The 13,411-nt window shown below is 62.4% G+C and carries 9 protein-coding genes; 7 read left to right on the forward strand and 2 right to left on the reverse strand.

Features of this window, described 5'->3' with window-relative positions:
- The first annotated feature begins 227 nt into the window (after positions 1 to 227).
- The 4 genes from carB to N1937_RS15060 all read left to right on the forward strand — a co-directional run bounded on the left by carB (position 228) and on the right by N1937_RS15060 (position 6,868).
- On the forward strand, positions 228 to 3,716 hold the full coding sequence (gene carB / locus N1937_RS15045; RefSeq protein WP_222295022.1) for a carbamoyl-phosphate synthase large subunit: 3,489 nt from the start codon (positions 228 to 230) through the stop codon (positions 3,714 to 3,716).
- 138 nt (positions 3,717 to 3,854) lie between these two features.
- On the forward strand, positions 3,855 to 5,120 hold the full coding sequence (locus tag N1937_RS15050) for a T6SS phospholipase effector Tle1-like catalytic domain-containing protein (RefSeq protein WP_260056472.1): 1,266 nt from the start codon (positions 3,855 to 3,857) through the stop codon (positions 5,118 to 5,120).
- 185 nt (positions 5,121 to 5,305) lie between these two features.
- Positions 5,306 to 5,782: a transcription elongation factor GreA gene (gene greA / locus N1937_RS15055; protein WP_017965278.1), complete on the forward strand. Its 477-nt coding sequence runs from the start codon at positions 5,306 to 5,308 to the stop codon at positions 5,780 to 5,782.
- Positions 5,783 to 5,809: 27 nt separating this feature from the next.
- The gene (locus tag N1937_RS15060; RefSeq protein WP_260056473.1) at positions 5,810 to 6,868 is read left to right on the forward strand and encodes a glycosyltransferase family 4 protein; all 1,059 of its coding nucleotides are present in this window, start codon (positions 5,810 to 5,812) and stop codon (positions 6,866 to 6,868) included.
- 72 nt (positions 6,869 to 6,940) lie between these two features.
- Here N1937_RS15060 and N1937_RS15065 read toward each other — a convergent pair whose 3' ends face one another.
- Entirely contained in the window at positions 6,941 to 8,275 is a 1,335-nt protein-coding gene (locus N1937_RS15065; RefSeq protein ID WP_260056474.1) for a dicarboxylate/amino acid:cation symporter, read from the reverse strand.
- A 224-nt stretch (positions 8,276 to 8,499) separates the two neighbouring features.
- Between N1937_RS15065 and N1937_RS15070 the strand changes: the two genes are divergently transcribed.
- On the forward strand, positions 8,500 to 10,368 hold the full coding sequence (locus tag N1937_RS15070; RefSeq protein WP_260056475.1) for an ATP-binding protein: 1,869 nt from the start codon (positions 8,500 to 8,502) through the stop codon (positions 10,366 to 10,368).
- A gap of 4 nt (positions 10,369 to 10,372) precedes the next feature.
- Positions 10,373 to 11,725 (forward strand): sigma-54-dependent transcriptional regulator, encoded by a 1,353-nt coding sequence (locus N1937_RS15075; protein WP_260056476.1) that lies wholly within the window; start codon positions 10,373 to 10,375, stop codon positions 11,723 to 11,725.
- Between the two features lie 11 nt (positions 11,726 to 11,736).
- Here N1937_RS15075 and N1937_RS15080 read toward each other — a convergent pair whose 3' ends face one another.
- Positions 11,737 to 12,204: an Lrp/AsnC family transcriptional regulator gene (locus N1937_RS15080; RefSeq protein ID WP_003541645.1), complete on the reverse strand. Its 468-nt coding sequence runs from the start codon at positions 12,202 to 12,204 to the stop codon at positions 11,737 to 11,739.
- Between the two features lie 230 nt (positions 12,205 to 12,434).
- On the opposite strand from N1937_RS15080, the gene trxB reads away from it, so the two are divergent.
- Positions 12,435 to 13,409 (forward strand): thioredoxin-disulfide reductase, encoded by a 975-nt coding sequence (gene trxB / locus N1937_RS15085; protein ID WP_017965283.1) that lies wholly within the window; start codon positions 12,435 to 12,437, stop codon positions 13,407 to 13,409.
- Positions 13,410 to 13,411: the final 2 nt, after the last annotated feature.

A 13,411-nucleotide genomic window follows, 5' to 3' on the forward strand; every position in this document is an offset into this window, starting at 1 on the left:
ACCAATCCGGCGGGTGACGGCGAAATCCAGGTGCTGGTCGTGTCTGACGAGAAGTAGCCCTTCGCGCCGTGTTGGATTCGTGTCGATTCCGCGATTTATGGGGTTCCGTTTGCAAATACATTTGCCTATAAGCCGCTTCTAGCCTGAAAAGACCCAGCATGCGCGACCCGACCCGGTGATCTCCCACCCTGGCCGGCTTTCTGCGCAGCCAGAAAACGGAAGCACTCATGCCGAAGCGCCAAGATATCAAATCGATCCTCATCATCGGCGCGGGACCGATCGTCATCGGCCAGGCTTGCGAGTTCGACTATTCCGGCACCCAGGCCTGCAAGGCGCTGAAGGAGGAAGGCTACCGCGTCATCCTCGTCAACTCCAACCCGGCGACGATCATGACCGATCCGGGCCTTGCCGACGCCACCTATGTCGAGCCGATCACCCCCGAAGTCGTCGCCAAGATCATCGCCAAGGAGCGCCCGGATGCGCTGCTGCCGACCATGGGCGGCCAGACGGCGCTGAACACCGCGCTTTCGCTGAAGCGCATGGGCGTGCTCGATCGCTACAATGTCGAGATGATCGGCGCCAAGCCCGCCGCCATCGACATGGCCGAGGACCGCGCGCTGTTCCGCGAGGCGATGGCCCGTATCGGGCTGGAAACCCCGCGCTCCATGCTGGCGAACGCCACCGACATCAAGGACCTCGACCGCAAGACGCACGAGGCCGAGCGCATCAAGCTGCGTGAAAGCCTTTCCGGCCCCGCCCTCGACACGGCACTGGACGAGCTGGAAAACCAGTGGAACCTCGGCGAGAGCGACCGCAAGCAGCGTTACATGAGCCATGCCATGGCGATTGCTGCCCAGGCGATCGATCATGTCGGCCTGCCCGCCATCATCCGCCCTTCCTTCACGCTCGGCGGCACCGGCGGCGGCATCGCCTACAATCGCTCGGAATTCTTCGAGATTGTCGGCGGTGGTCTCGATGCCTCGCCGACCACCGAAGTGCTGGTCGAGGAATCGGTGCTCGGCTGGAAGGAATATGAAATGGAGGTCGTCCGCGACAAGGCGGACAACTGCATCATCATCTGCTCGATCGAAAACATCGACCCGATGGGCGTCCATACCGGCGATTCGATCACCGTCGCGCCGGCGCTGACGCTGACCGACAAGGAATACCAGATCATGCGCAACGCCTCGATCGCGGTGCTACGCGAGATCGGGGTCGAGACCGGCGGCTCGAACGTCCAGTTCGCCGTCAATCCGAAAGACGGCCGTCTCGTCGTCATCGAAATGAACCCGCGCGTTTCGCGCTCGTCGGCGCTCGCCTCCAAGGCCACCGGCTTCCCGATCGCCAAGATCGCCGCCAAGCTCGCGATCGGCTATACGCTCGACGAACTGGAAAACGACATCACCGGCGGCGCAACGCCTGCCTCCTTCGAACCGTCGATCGACTACGTCGTCACCAAGATCCCACGTTTCGCCTTCGAGAAATTCCCCGGCGCCTCGCCGGTGCTGACGACCGCGATGAAGTCGGTCGGCGAAGTCATGGCAATCGGCCGCACCTTCGCCGAATCGCTGCAGAAGGCGCTGCGTGGCTTGGAAACCGGCCTGACCGGCCTCGACGAAATCGAGATCCCCGGCTTTGAAGAGGGCGAATCCAGCCAGAACGCCATCCGCGCTGCAATCGGCACACCGACGCCCGATCGGCTCCGCATGGTCGCCCAGGCGCTGCGCCAGGGCATGAGCGAAGCCGAAGTCCACGAAGGCTGCAAGATCGACCCCTGGTTCATCGCCGAGCTGAAGGCGATCGTCGAGATGGAGGCCCGTATTCGCGAGCAGGGCCTGCCGCAGGATGCCGCCAACCTGCGCATGCTGAAGGCCATGGGCTTTTCCGACGCGCGCCTGGCGACGCTGACCGGCAAGCGCCCGAAGGAAGTCGCCGAATTCCGCAACAGCCTGAACGTCCGCCCCGTCTTCAAGCGCATCGACACCTGTGCGGCCGAATTCGCCTCGCCGACGGCCTACATGTATTCGACCTACGAGACGCCCTTCGTCGGCGCCGCCCGCTCGGAGGCCGAGATTTCCGACCGCAAGAAAGTCGTCATCCTCGGCGGCGGCCCGAACCGCATCGGTCAGGGCATCGAGTTCGATTATTGCTGCTGCCATGCCGCCTTCGCGTTGAAGGATGCGGGTTATGAAGCGATCATGATCAACTGCAACCCGGAAACCGTCTCGACCGACTACGACACGTCGGACCGCCTCTATTTCGAGCCGCTAACGGCCGAAGACGTGATCGAGATCCTGCGGGCAGAACAGGAAAAGGGTGAGGTCGTCGGCGTCATCGTCCAGTTCGGCGGCCAGACGCCGCTGAAGCTTGCCGAGGCGCTGGAAAAGAACGGCATCCCGATCCTCGGTACCGCGCCCGACATGATCGACCTTGCCGAGGACCGCGACCGCTTCCAGAAGCTGCTGATGAAGCTCGACCTCAACCAGCCGAACAACGGCATCGCCTATTCGGTCGAGCAGGCCCGCATGGTCGCCACCGAAATCGGCTTCCCGCTGGTCGTGCGTCCCTCTTACGTGCTCGGCGGCCGCGCCATGCAGATCCTGCATTCGGAAGGCCAGTTGCAGAGCTACCTGCTCGATACCGTGCCTGAACTGGTACCTGAGGATATCAAGCAGCGCTATCCCAACGACAAGACCGGCCAGATCAACACCCTGCTCGGCAAGAACCCGCTGCTCTTCGACAGCTATCTCAGCAACGCCATCGAAGTCGATGTCGACTGCCTTTCAGACGGCACCGACGTCTATGTCGCCGGCATCATGGAGCACATCGAGGAAGCCGGCATCCATTCCGGCGACAGCGCCTGCTCGCTGCCGCCGCGCTCGCTGTCGGTCGAACTGCTCGACGAACTCGAACGCCAAGCCAAGGCTATGGCCAAGGCGCTCAATGTCGGCGGCCTGATGAACGTCCAGTTCGCCATCAAGGACGGCACCGTCTACGTTCTCGAAGTCAATCCGCGCGCCTCGCGCACCGTGCCCTTCGTCGCCAAGACCATCGGCGCGCCGATCGCCAAGATCGCCGCCCGCGTCATGGCCGGCGAGAAACTCGACGCCACCTTCGCCGCCTATGGTGAAAAGCCCGATCCGCGCAAGCTGAAGCACATTGCCGTCAAGGAAGCCGTCTTCCCCTTCGCCCGCTTCCCCGGCGTCGACACGCTGCTCGGCCCGGAAATGCGCTCGACCGGCGAAGTCATCGGCCTCGATACCGATTTTGCGCTGGCCTTCGCCAAGTCGCAGCTTGGCGCCGGCGTCGAGCTCCCGCGTGACGGCACGGTCTTCGTCTCCGTGCGCGACGCCGACAAGCCGCGCGTTCTCCCGGCGATTCGCATCCTCGTCGAACAGGGATTCAAGGTGCTGGCGACCGGCGGCACCGCCCGCTTCCTCGCCGAAAACGGCATCACCGCCACCAAGATCAACAAGGTGCTGGAAGGCCGTCCGCACATCGAGGACGCGATCCGCAACCGCCAGGTCCAGCTCGTCATCAACACGACCGATGGCAACAAGGCGATCTCGGACTCCAAGTCGTTGCGCCGTGCGACGCTGATGCAGAAGGTGCCTTATTACACGACGATGGCAGGCGCCGAGGCCGCCGCCCAAGCGATCAAGGCGCTGAAGGCCGGCAATCTGGAAGTGCGGCCGCTGCAAAGCTACTTCGCCTGAGATCGGTCCACAGGCGGGCGCAGCGCGCGCGCCTGCTCCTGTCCCGAATTCGAATGAGAAACAAGGCGCGGCCTTCGCGCTTCGTCCGATGCACATCTTTCGCGATCATGTTAGCATTCCCGCAAACAGGGGGCGAGCATGAGCAAGAATATCGTCATCCTCTTCGATGGCACGTCGAATGAGATTGCGGCGGACCGCACCAATATCCTCAGGCTTTTCGGCGTTCTGAAACGTTCGTCGACGCAAATCGTCTACTACGATCCCGGTGTCGGCACATTTGGCGCGGCCAATGCCTGGTCCAGGGCCTATCGCAAGAGCATCGAAGTCTGGGGCCTGGCGACCGGGTGGGGTCTCGACCAGAACGTCAAGGAAGCCTACCGCTTCATCGTCGACAATTATGAGCACGCGCCACGCGGCAGCGGTGAGGATAGCGACCGCATCCATATCTTCGGCTTCAGCCGCGGCGCCTATGGCGCCCGGGTTCTCGCCGGCTTCATCCATGCGCTGGGCATCGTCAGCCGGCACCATGTCAATCTCATCGATTATGCCTACAGGACCTACAAGGGCATCTCCGACAACGAAGCGAAGGCCGGCGGCTTCGCCGGCGCGACCGACGATGATGCTCCATCGGCCTTTTCCAGCATGCGGCTCTATGAAAGGACGCTGAAGACCTACCGGCCGAAGATCAAACTGCTCGGGCTTTTCGATACCGTAGCCTCGGTGATCGAGATGGGCAAATGGCTGCCGCAGCTAAGGACCCTGCCCTTCACCAGGAAGAATCCGAGCGTCGAATGGGTGCGCCATGCCATGGCAATCGACGAGCGGCGGACGATGTTCAACCCGATGCCCTGGACGCCGGGGCAGGAATATTGGGGCGGGCCATTCCGGCCGAAGGAGCCGGTGCCGCAGAACGTCAAGGAAGTCTGGTTTGCCGGCGTCCACGGCGACGTCGGCGGCGGCTACCCGGAAAAGGAAAGCGGCATCATCAAGATCCCGCTCGAATGGATGATCAGTGAAACCAAGCAGACCGGCCTCGACTATATCGACCAGACGGTCAAGGCAGTCGTGCTCGGGAACAACAGCAGGCCGATCCAGAACTACGTGGCCCCGAACGCGCAAGCCAATCCGCACCATTCGATGACCGCCGGATGGCGGCTTCTCGAATATATTCCCCGCCGCGTGCCCGAAACCTCCTGGCGCAAGCGCGGCAACAGGGAAGGGATCTACCTGCCGCTCCAGGATCGCCGTTTCATTCCTGACGGTGCGGTCATCCACCAGTCGGTGATCGATCGCGGAAATCTGTCCCCGAACCTGCCGCGGCAGGGAAGCTTCACGATAGAGCCATGGTCGGACCGCCCACCGGCCAAGGATGGGCCGGACCATCCGCCTCCTGCACAATTTTGAGGCGCATCACCTGATGTTGGGGCGGGCCGCGTTTCTTTCATGCGAATTTTCTGGAAATCGGCCTTGGCGATCTGCTATAAGCGTCCGACTAAGATTGTGGCACGGTTCCGAAGCTCCCCTTCGGGACCTGTTTTCTTTTGTGTTCGCCGCTGATTGTGCGGATACAAGGATTGAAGGACAGAAAAATGGTTGAAAAGGTACCGATGACACAGGGCGGTTTCGTCAAGCTGCAGGAAGAGCTGCGCTGGCGCCAGCAGGAGGAGCGCCCGCGAATCATCGAGGCGATCGCCGAAGCCCGTGCCCATGGCGACCTTTCCGAAAACGCCGAATACCACGCCGCCAAGGAAGCCCAGAGCCACAATGAAGGCCGCATCAGCGAGCTGGAAGACCTGACGGCGCGCGCCGAGGTCATCGACCTCACCAAGATGTCGGGCGACAAGATCAAGTTCGGCGCCAAGGTGAAGCTCGTCGACGAGGACACCGAGGAAGAAAAGACCTACCAGATCGTTGGCGACCAGGAAGCCGACGTCAAGGCCGGCCGCATCTCCATCTCTTCGCCGATCGCCCGAGCGCTGATCGGCAAGGAAGTCGGCGATTCCATCGAGGTCAACGCGCCGGGTGGCTCCAAGGCCTACGAGATCCTTCAGGTTTCCTGGGGCTGATCGCCCGCCAGCCGCGAGACCCCTCCCTTGCCGGATATTCGTGACGTCGAGATCATCGCGCCTAATTTCAAGCGCCGGCTCTCCGGCGTCACGTCGACCATCGTCCAGCTCATCCCGTGCCAGATCCGGCTCGGCATCAAGATCGCGACACTCGGTCCCGGCCTGCCGGAGGACCTGCCGAAACTTAAATGGCGGCAGCTCCTCGGCCTCTGGCGCCCGCCTGCGCGCCGGCGCCGGCGTATCTGGCACGCTCGCCGCAACAACGAGATGGCCGTCGGCATCCTGCTTCGCCATCTCACGCGCATGCCGCTGAAGCTTCTCTTCACCTCGGCGGCGCAACGCCGCCACACCGCCTATACGAAATGGCTGATCCGCCGCATGGACGCTGTCATCGCGACCAGTGACCGTTCCGGCTCGTTCCTCGAGGTGCCGCACACGGTCATCCAGCACGGCGTTGACCTTGCGCTGTTCCATCCGCCGGAAACCGCAGAGGACGGCATCGCCGCCACCGGCCTGCCCGGCCGCCATCTGGTCGGCTGTTTCGGCCGCGTGCGCCATCAGAAAGGCACTGATCTTTTCGTCAGGGCGATGATCGAACTGCTGCCGCAGCACCCACAATGGACGGCCGTCGTCTCCGGCCGCGTGACCGCGGAGCACGCGGCATTCGCAGACAGTCTCAAGGCGGATGTCGCCGCCGCCGGGCTGAGCGACCGCATCCTCTTTCTCGGCGAAGTGCCTGACATCAAGGTCTGGTATCGCCGCCTGACGCTTTACGTCGCCCCTTCTCGCAACGAAGGCTTCGGCCTGACGCCGCTCGAAGCCATGGCTTCGCGCACCGCGGTGGTGGCATCGGATGCGGGCGCCTATGCCGAACTCATCGTCACGGGCGAGACAGGCTCGGTCGTCGCCGCCGGCGATGGCGAAGCGCTGACGCGGGCAATCGCGCCCTACATCGCAGAACCCGCTCTGGCGATCGCGCATGGCGAGAATGCGCTGCGGCATGTCAGGGCGAATTTCGCGCTGGAGAAGGAAGCGAGCGCGATCGGCGCCGTTTACAACAGCCTTCTCGGCGACAATCGCAGCTGAGGCGGAAAAGAGGACGGCCCGTCGGATAACGGGCCGTTGCAAGAATTCTAGGACTGCGAACAGTCCGGCTGGTTATTCGGCCGGCTGCAACCCGGCAGCCGAAGTATCCTCTCCGCTCTGGCCACCCAGCGCCGCAGCAAGCTGCGCCGTATCCAGCTCGTTTTCCCAACGCGCCACGACGATCGTTGCAACCGCATTGCCGACGAGGTTGGTCAGCGCCCGGCATTCCGACATGAAGCGGTCGATGCCGAGGATGAGCGCCATGCCGGCGACCGGCACGGAGGGCACGACGGAGAGCGTCGCGGCAAGCGTGATGAAGCCGGCGCCGGTGATACCTGCGGCACCCTTGGAGCTCAGCATCGCCACCAAGAGCAGCAGGATCTGGTCACCCCAGGAGAGATGGATGCCGGTTGCCTGGGCGATGAACAGCGCCGCCAGCGTCATGTAGATGTTGGTGCCGTCAAGATTGAAGGAATAGCCTGTCGGGATGACGAGACCGACAACCGAGCGCTTGCAGCCGGCCTTTTCCATCTTGTTCATCAGTCCCGGAAGGGCGGCCTCCGAAGACGACGTGCCGAGGACCAGTAGCAGTTCTTCCTTGATGTAGCGCAGCAGCGCCACGATCGAGAAGCCATTGTAGCGGGCAACAGCGCCGAGAACGACGAGGACGAAGAGCAGCGAGGTGAGGTAGAAGGTGCCGATCAGCATGGCGAGGTTGGCGATCGACCCGACGCCGTACTTGCCGATGGTGAATGCCATGGCGCCGAACGCACCGATCGGGGCAGCCTTCATCAGGATGGCGACAAGCTTGAACACGGGCGCAGTCAGGGCATTGAGGAAGTTGACGACCGGTTCGCTCTTTTCGCCGACCATCGCGAGCGCGATACCAAAGAGCACCGAGAAGAACAGCACCTGCAGAATGTCGCCATCGGCAAAGGCGCCGACGATCGTCGTCGGGATGATGTTGGTCAGGAAACCGACGACGCTCTGCTCATGCGCCTTTGCGGCGTAGCTGGCGACCGCCGCCGGGTCCAGCGAGGCCGGATCGATGTTCATGCCGGCCCCGGGCTGGACGACATTGGCGACGATCATGCCGATGATAAGCGCCGCCGTCGAGAAGGTCAGGAAGTAGAGCATCGCCTTGCCTGCGACGCGGCCGACCTTCTGCAGGTCGCTCATGCCGGCAATGCCGGTCGCGACCGTCAGGAAGATGACCGGGGCGATGATCATCTTGACGAGCTTGATGAAGGCATCACCAAGCGGCTTCAACTGGGTACCGAATTCGGGATAGAAATGGCCGAGCAGGATACCCGCGGCGATAGCCGCGAGAACCTGAACGTAAAGATGGCTATAAAAGGGCTTCTTGCCCTTGCTGCCTGCGACTGCATCGAGTGGTGCTGCGATCATGATGTCCTCCTAATGGCTCGTCCGGAACGAACTCCGGCCTCCCGAGCCGTTCGCGTCAAGTCCAACAGCTCAGCCGTTGTTGGCATTCCTTTCGCAATCGGCGTGCCAGTTTTACGCCACCAGGCAAACAATTGGTTTCATTACAAAAAAAAGTTATCAAACTACGGATTGCTAATTAAGAATGCGGAAATCCGCACAAATCCGTTTGCGTTTCGTGCAGAAAAATGCACAAATCTGCCATGTCCGTGTCGCCGAAATTGTGGCCTTCTCTACCCTTGCATCACCGCATCCGCCGGACATGGTGGGCCTATGCTGTGCTCGCCCTTGTCGCCGTCGTGGCCAGCCTGTGGGTAAGCGGCGAGATCGGCCGGCATCGGGCGGAGGCTGCCCTCGAGGAACAGGCCCGCATGGATGCGAGGCTGAATGCGGCTTTGCTGCGCACGGTTCTCGAAAAATACCGAGCGCTTCCCTTCGTGCTATCGCAGGACGTGGCTCTCGCCGCGGCGCTGGCGGGAAACGATGCCGGCACATTCGAGCGGCTCAGTCAGAAGCTGGAAATGCTGACGGCGGGCACGAAGGCCGCCGTCATCTATGTCATCGACAAGGACGGCATGGCGGTTTCGGCCAGCAACTGGCGCGAACCGACGAGCTTCGTCGGTAATGACTATCGTTTCCGCGAGTATTTTCAGGGGGCGGCCGAAAGAGGACAGGCCGAGCACTTCGCGCTCGGCACGGTCAGCAAGAAGCCGGGTCTCTATATCTCCCAGCGGATTTCGGGCAGCAATGGCCTGCTGGGCGTCGTTGTGGTCAAGGTCGAATTCGACGACGTCGAGGCGGATTGGAACGCCTCGGGCACCCCGTCCTACGTCGTTGACGAGCGCGGCATTGTCCTCATCACCAGCATCCCGTCATGGCGGTTCATGACGATCGGCCGGATCGCCAAAGACCGGCTGACGGCGATCCGCGAAAGCCTTCAATTCGGCGCTGCGCCGCTTCAGCCTCTACCGCTCGACATGGTCCGAAATCTCGGCGACGGGCTCGATATCGTCGAGATCGTCATGCCGGGCGATGCCGGGAAAACCAGGTTTCTCGATGTCGCAACGTCGGTGCCGGCGACCGGATGGCATTTGCAGCACCTGGTGGCGCTGGGGCCATCCGTCGATGCGGGGATTCGCGAATCCCGCATGCTGGCATTGCTGATACTCCTGCCGCTGCTGGCCGGAGCAGCCTTCCTGTTGCGCCGCCGCCATATGATCACCCTGCGAATCTCCAGCGAACAGCAGGCGCGGGAGGAACTGGAACGGCGGGTAGTCGAGCGGACGCTGGATCTCAGCCAGGCTCGGGACCGGCTGCAGGCTGAAATCATCGGCCACAAGAGCACGGAACAGAAGCTGCAGGCAGTGCAACAGGATCTGGTGCAGGCCAACCGGCTGGCCATCCTGGGTCAGGTGGCCGCCGGCGTCGCCCATGAAATCAACCAGCCGGTCGCGACCATCCGCGCCTATGCCGATAACGCCCGCACCTTCCTCGATCGCGGCCAGACGGCGCCTGCCGGCGAAAATCTCGAAAGCATTGCGGCGCTGACGGAGCGCATAGGTTCGATCACCGAGGAACTGAAGACCTTTGCCCGCAAGGGCCGCGGCAGCGCCGAACCAACAGGATTGAAAGACGTCATCGAGGGTGCGGTGATGCTGTTGCGGAGCCGGTTTGCCGGCCGGATGGATACGCTCGACATCGACCTGCCGCCCCCTGACCTGCTAGTGATGGGAAACCGGATCCGTCTCGAGCAGGTGCTGATCAATCTGCTTCAGAATGCCCTGGAGGCGGTAGCGCCGAAGGCCGGAGAGGGTCGCGTCGAGGTCAGAACATACACCGATGCAGGGATGGTAACGGTCACGGTCGCCGACAACGGTCCCGGCATCCCGCCTGATATTCGGAAGGGCTTGTTCACGCCGTTCAATACCTCGAAGGAAAGCGGTCTCGGCCTCGGCCTGGTGATCTCCAAGGATATCGTCGGCGACTATGGCGGCCGGATGGAGGTTTTAAGCGACAATAGCGGAACCCGGTTCATCGTTCAGCTAAGGAAGGCTTGAGATCATGGAAACGCCGACCCCTGTTGCGCTGATCGACGACGACGAGGACCTGCGCCGCGCCACCGCGCAGACGCTCGAACTCGCAGGATTTTCCGTTTCCGCCTATGATGGCGCGAAAGCCGCGCTGGCGGATCTGCCGGCGGACTTTGCTGGCCCCGTCGTCACCGATATCCGCATGCCGGAGATCGACGGACTGCAACTCTTCGCCACGCTCCAGAGCGTCGATGCCGACCTGCCGGTAATCCTGATGACCGGCCACGGTGATATTCCCATGGCCGTTCAGGCGATCCAGGACGGCGCCTATGATTTCATCGCCAAGCCCTTCGCAGCCGATCGGCTCGTCCAGAGCGTGCGTCGCGCAAGCGAGAAGCGGCGGCTTGTTCTGGAAAACCGCATGCTGCGGAAAGCAGCCGAAGATGCGCAGGAGAATTTGCCGCTGATCGGCCAGACGCCTGTCATGGAAAATCTTAGAAACATCCTTCGCCACATCGCCGATACCGATGTGGACGTGCTTGTCGCCGGCGAAACGGGCAGCGGCAAGGAAGTGGTAGCCCAGATCCTGCATCAGTGGAGCCACCGCCGGAAGGGCAATTTCGTGGCGCTGAATTGTGGTGCCCTGCCCGAAACCGTCATCGAAAGCGAACTGTTCGGCCACGAGGCCGGCGCCTTTACCGGCGCCCAGAAGCGCCGCACGGGCCGCATCGAACATGCGAGCGGCGGCACGCTGTTCCTCGACGAGATCGAAAGCATGCCGGCCGCCACCCAGGTCAAGATGCTGAGGGTGCTGGAGATGCGCGAGATCACGCCGCTCGGCACCAATGAGGTGCGTCCGGTCGATCTTCGCGTCGTCGCGGCCGCCAAGATCGACCTCGGGGATCCTTCGGTGCGCGGCGATTTTCGCGAGGATCTCTATTACAGGCTGAACGTCGTGACGATCTCCATTCCGCCGCTGAGAGAACGCCGCGACGACATTCCGCTGCTGTTTTCCCACTTCGCCGCTCGCGCCGCGGAGCGTTTCCGTCGCGGTGTCCCGCCGCTTTCCCCGGATGTGCGGCAGCATCTCGCCTCGCACACATGGCCGGGGAATGTCCGCGAACTCTCGCATTATGCCGAACGCGTCGCGCTTGGCGTGGAAGGCGGTGGAACGGCAGCGGTCCCTCCGCAGCCGACGGATGCGACGCTTCCCGAACGGCTGGAGCGCTACGAGGCGGAGATCATTCGCGACGCGCTGTCGGCCAATGACGGCGACGTCCGCCGCACCATCGAGGCGCTCGGCATTCCGAGAAAGACGTTTTATGACAAACTCCAGCGCCACGGCATCAACCGAGGCGGTTTCACCGCGCGAAAGTCTCGATAATCTGCGCGGCGTTAGACTTCCACCAGTCCCAGCTTCTTCACCTGCCGGATCGTCAGCATGGTGCGCACGGTATCGACATGTTCGTTCGCCGTCAGCACCTCGATGACGAAATCCTGAAAGCGGGTGAGGTTCTCCGCCACGCAATGCAGCAGGAAATCGCTGTCGCCGGAGACCATCCAGGCCTGGCGCACCAGCGGCCATTCGGCGGTGGCGGCGGCAAACGCCTTGAGGTTGCCTTCCGACTGATGCTTGAGGCCCACCATGCAAAAAGCGACGAGGTCGAATCCGAGCTTCGGGCTATTCAGCATCGCGTGATAGCCCTCGATGATGCCGGCTTCCTCGAGCTTGCGCACCCGGCGCAGGCACGGCGGCGCCGAGATGCCGACGCGATCGGCAAGCTCCACATTGGTCATGCGGCCGTCGGCCTGCAGCTCCCGGAGTATCTTTATATCGATGACGTCGAGTTCCGCACGACCCACATCATTGCCTTTCTTTAATTCTCCGCGGCGAGCTTCTATATAAAGCCGCGGAATACGCAAGAAAGTTTCACGCCGATGACGGATTCTTGCACATCTGGGCGATTTGCCTTGTTGGTAACGCAAGGCTGCCCTTGAATAAAAGCATTGGACGTTCATAAATGGCGCAGGACCGCGAAACGGCCGCAATCGCTCATTAGCCGCCGCCCTCCTGCCAGTCGAAAGGAAATGACATGCCCGCCCGCCATACCAAGGTGCTCATCATCGGTTCCGGACCCGCAGGCTATACCGCCGCGGTCTATGCCGCGCGCGCCATGCTGAAACCGGTTTTGATCGCCGGTCTCGAACAGGGCGGCCAGCTGATGATCACCACTGATGTCGAAAACTATCCGGGCTTTGCCGATCCGATCCAAGGTCCCTGGTTGATGGAACAGATGCTGCAGCAGGCAAAACATGTCGGCGCCGAGATCGTCAACGACCTCGTGACCGAAGTCGACATGAACCAGCGTCCTTTCGTAGCCCGCACCGACAGCGGCCAGGTCTGGACCGCCGATACGCTGATCATTGCCACCGGCGCCAAGGCCAAATGGCTCGGCATCGAGAGCGAGCAGCATTTCCAGGGCTTTGGCGTTTCGGCCTGCGCCACCTGCGACGGTTTCTTCTATCGCAACAAGGATGTGATCGTGGTTGGCGGCGGCAACAGCGCCGTCGAGGAGGCGCTCTATCTCTCCAACATCGCCAAGTCGGTGACATTAGTGCACCGCCGCGACTTCTTCCGAGCCGAGAAGATTCTGCAGGAACGCCTGTTCTCCAAGGACAATGTCAAGGTGCTGTGGAATACCGAAGTGGCCGAGATTACCGGCACGCCGGCCAAGCCGCCGATGCCGCAATCCGTATCCGGCGCGCGCCTGCGCGACGTCAGAACCGGCACGATCACCGAAGTGGCGATCGATGGCGTCTTCGTCGCGATCGGCCATGCGCCGGCAACCGAGCTCTTCAAGGACAAGCTGAAGCTGAAGGACAATGGTTATCTCTGGACTGCGCCGGATTCGACCGCGACCAGCCTGGAGGGGGTCTATGCAGCGGGCGACGTGACGGATGACACATTCCGCCAGGCGATCACTGCCGCCGGCTTGGGGTGCATGGCTGCACTTGAAGCCGAGCGATACTTGACGGGCCACATGCCCGTCGCCGTGGCCGCGGAGTAAGA

Source organism: Rhizobium sp. WSM4643 (assembly GCF_025152745.1).
GTDB lineage: Bacteria > Pseudomonadota > Alphaproteobacteria > Rhizobiales > Rhizobiaceae > Rhizobium > Rhizobium leguminosarum_I.

Coding starts and splice junctions, on each gene's coding strand:
- carB (WP_222295022.1), top strand. CDS start 228: ATGCCGAAGCGCCAAGATATCAAATCGATCCTCATCATCGGCGCGGGA.
- N1937_RS15050 (WP_260056472.1), top strand. CDS start 3,855: ATGAGCAAGAATATCGTCATCCTCTTCGATGGCACGTCGAATGAGATT.
- greA (WP_017965278.1), top strand. CDS start 5,306: ATGGTTGAAAAGGTACCGATGACACAGGGCGGTTTCGTCAAGCTGCAG.
- N1937_RS15065 (WP_260056474.1), bottom strand. CDS start 8,275: ATGATCGCAGCACCACTCGATGCAGTCGCAGGCAGCAAGGGCAAGAAG.
- N1937_RS15070 (WP_260056475.1), top strand. CDS start 8,500: ATGCACAAATCTGCCATGTCCGTGTCGCCGAAATTGTGGCCTTCTCTA.
- N1937_RS15075 (WP_260056476.1), top strand. CDS start 10,373: ATGGAAACGCCGACCCCTGTTGCGCTGATCGACGACGACGAGGACCTG.
- trxB (WP_017965283.1), top strand. CDS start 12,435: ATGCCCGCCCGCCATACCAAGGTGCTCATCATCGGTTCCGGACCCGCA.